Here is a 2,931-nt window from a genome sequence, read left to right on the forward strand (position 1 = left end):
GTCGCGCCGGTTGCACCGGTTGCACCGGTTGCACCGGTCGCGCCGGCGGCACGGGTTCCGCCGGCCGCGCCCGCTGCGCCGGCTGTGTGCGCCGTGTCCGCGACGCGCGGCGTTCTCTTCGGGCCGCCTGACTCGGGCACCGACCGGTACGCCTGCGCAACCGGAGGCGACGCGGGGTCGCCCGGCCGCTCGCCACCGTCGCCGCGGAACCCGGTACCCGCCGCCGAGCGTCCCGCCCCGGCCGGTTCGCTCCCCACACCCGCCCAGGTGGAGGCCGTTCCCGGCCGCGGCGATCCCGTGTCGGGTGGTGCCGTGCCCCGTTGCGCCGGCCCGCCGTCGACCCCCGTCCCCGGACCACCGGTGGGGCCCGCCGGTGCGGCCCCCCGTCCACCGATGTCCTCCCGTGCCCGGTCTCCGCGCCGACCCGTCCCGCCGCAGTCGACACACACCCCCGCCGACGCGGAACTCCCACCACCCGATACCCCTGTCTCGCCCTCCGGGAGCTGCGGGAGATCTTGGTAGGAAACGGCCCCTCCAGGGGCCTTTTCGTACCAAGATCTCGACGGATCGGCAGCGGGGGAGCGCTGCCGGGATCGGGGCAGGCCGCGCAACAGTGCCTTCCAGCTCCGCCGCAGCCGACTCGCCTGAGCCCGTCGCGCCGGAACCCGGTCCGCGTCGCCGCTCACCGGCCGGTCGACGTGAGACGGGTACGAGGGCGGGGGAAGATCGCGCAGCAGGCCGGGGGCGTGCGCCGCGACCAGGCGCCGCCAGTGCTCGGGCGGCTCGCCGGGAGGGCGCGGCCCGTCGTCCGGTGACGACGGTGCGCCCACCGGTCCGGACAGGCGGTCGGCGGTGACCCGCAGCGCGTGGGCCAGCCGGTCACGCGGTCGTCGGGGCGGCACCGCCGGCCTCCAGCTCCAGTCCCTCGTACGCCAGGGTCAGCGCCTCGATGGCGATCTCCTGCGACAGGGTGTTCAGGTGCGCGCCCCGCCACCGGGTGGGCCAGGCGTTGATCATGTTCCAGCGCAGCACCTCGGCCGTGCCCGCCGGGTCGAGCAGCACCACCGAGACGTTGCGCCGGTTGACCGTGCCCTTCGCCGCCGCGTTCACCCAGTCCCACAGCTCACGCGAGCTGGTCAGGCCGAAGTGGAGGGTGACCGGGGCGTACTCGACCTGGCCGGGGACGGCCCGGATGCGCTCGTTGCCGGCCTCCCGGTACGACAGCGCCGGTATCGCCACGTCGAAGCCGCTGACCTCGGTGAAGTGGCCGTTGGTGATGCCGTTGATGAGCAGCTTGAAGTGGTAGGCGCGGTACGGGTCGACGGGTGCGCCCGGCTGTGGCGTGGCCGTGGTGGGCATGTCAGCCTCCGATCGTCTCGGTCTCGGTGCCGCCGGCCCACTGGCTCAGCTTGAACACCACGAACTCCGCGGGCTTGACCACCGCGATGCCGATGTGCGCCACCACCATCCCGGCGTCGCGGACGTCGGCCGGGTTGGTCTCCTCGTCGCACTTGACGAAGAACGCCTCCTCGGGCGTACGGCCGAGCAGGGCGCCGTCGCGCCACACCCGGGTGAGGAACGCGCCGATGTCGCGGCGGATCGAGCGCCACAGCGTGAAGTCGTTGGGCTCGAACACCATCCACCGGGTGCCGTTGGCGATGGCCTGCTCGATGGAGATGGACAGCCGCCGCACGTTCAGGTACCGCCACTCGCTGGCCTCGGCGGCGAGTGTGCGGGCGCCCCAGAGCCGGATGCCCTCGCCGGCGAAGAACCGGATCACGTTGACGCCCTTGGGGTTGAGCACGTCGTGCTCCGGCCGGGTGACCCGGTACGCCAGGTCGACCGCGCCGCGCACCGGCTCGTTGGCCGGGGCCTTGTGCACGCCGCGCAGCGCGTCGGTGCGGGCCCAGATGCCGGCCACGTGTCCGCTCGGCGGGGTGAGCACCAGCTCGCCGCTGAGCGGGTCACGGACCCGGATCCAGGGGAAGTAGAACGTGGCGAAGTCCGACTGCCGGGGCCGGTCGCCACCGGTGCCGGGTGGCTCGTCGTCGGCGTCCCTCGGCGGCTCCTCGGCGGGCTTGCCGGACGACGACTCGGCCGGCTTGGCCGGCTTGCCCGGGGTGGCGACGCGGGTGAGCCGGGAGACGTCGGCGACCTCGGGCGGCGGGTCGCAGATCGCCACCATGGTGCGCAGCCGCTCGGCCATGCTGATCAGGGCCTCGTGCGACACCGGGTCGTGGTAGCCGGGCGCGGCCAGGATGGAGATCTCGTCGATCGCCTCCAGCAGTTGCAGGCCGCCGCGCCGCCCGCCGGTGCCGGTGAGCGGGCCGCCCTCGCCGACGTTCACCACCCAGCAGCGGGTGCCGCCGTTGTCCAGGAAGCCGAACACGGCGCGGGCCAGCGGGGTGCTCTCCAGGTGCTCGCCGTCGGCGTACAGCCGCAGGAACTCGGTCCAGCTGTTCACCGCCAGCGCCTGGCCGACGTGCGCGGTGCGGTCGGGGGCCACCCCGACGAACGCGGCGGTGCTCATGCCGACCGGTCCGATCGGGCGGGCCCCGCCGGGCACCTCCTCGACGTAGATGCCGGGGGAGAAGTAGGTGGGCATCGGTCCTCCTCTGGACGTCAGTCGGGGGCGCGCACGACGACCAGGTCGTCGCCGTTCGGGTCGAGTTCGGCGGTGTGGACGCGCCCCCGGCCGATCAGCCGGATCCGCACCGGAGCGTCCGGGGCGTCGGGGTCGTGCGGCACGCCGACCAGGCGGAACCGGCCGGCGGCGTCGGTCTCGGTGGCCTGGGCGGTGCCGACCAGTTCCACCCGCAGGGCGGCCAGCGGCTGGTCCTGCGACCCGACCACCCGGCCGGCCACGGTGCGCATGTCGAGCTGCCGCAGCCGCAGCGGCTGCCGCACCGGCGGCGCGGTGGGCGCCGGCCG

The 2,931-nt window shown here is 74.8% G+C and carries 3 protein-coding genes; all 3 read right to left on the minus strand.

Translation table 11 applies throughout. From position 1 onward, the window contains the following. Nucleotides 1–879: 879 nt before the first annotated feature. The gene (locus HUW36_RS29745) at nucleotides 880–1,359 is read right to left on the minus strand and encodes a phage tail protein (protein ID WP_174531136.1); all 480 of its coding nucleotides are present in this window, start codon (nucleotides 1,357–1,359) and stop codon (nucleotides 880–882) included. Between the two features lies 1 nt (nucleotide 1,360). Beyond that, complete coding sequence (locus tag HUW36_RS29750) at nucleotides 1,361–2,605, minus strand: phage tail sheath family protein (RefSeq protein WP_174531137.1); 1,245 nt, start codon at nucleotides 2,603–2,605, stop codon at nucleotides 1,361–1,363. 17 nt (nucleotides 2,606–2,622) lie between these two features. Continuing rightward, nucleotides 2,623–2,931 (minus strand): carboxypeptidase-like regulatory domain-containing protein (locus HUW36_RS29755; protein WP_174531138.1); only part of this gene is annotated, 309 nt, incomplete at its 5' end.

It is taken from the genome of Micromonospora maritima (genome assembly GCF_902825405.1).
Lineage (GTDB): Bacteria > Actinomycetota > Actinomycetes > Mycobacteriales > Micromonosporaceae > Micromonospora > Micromonospora maritima.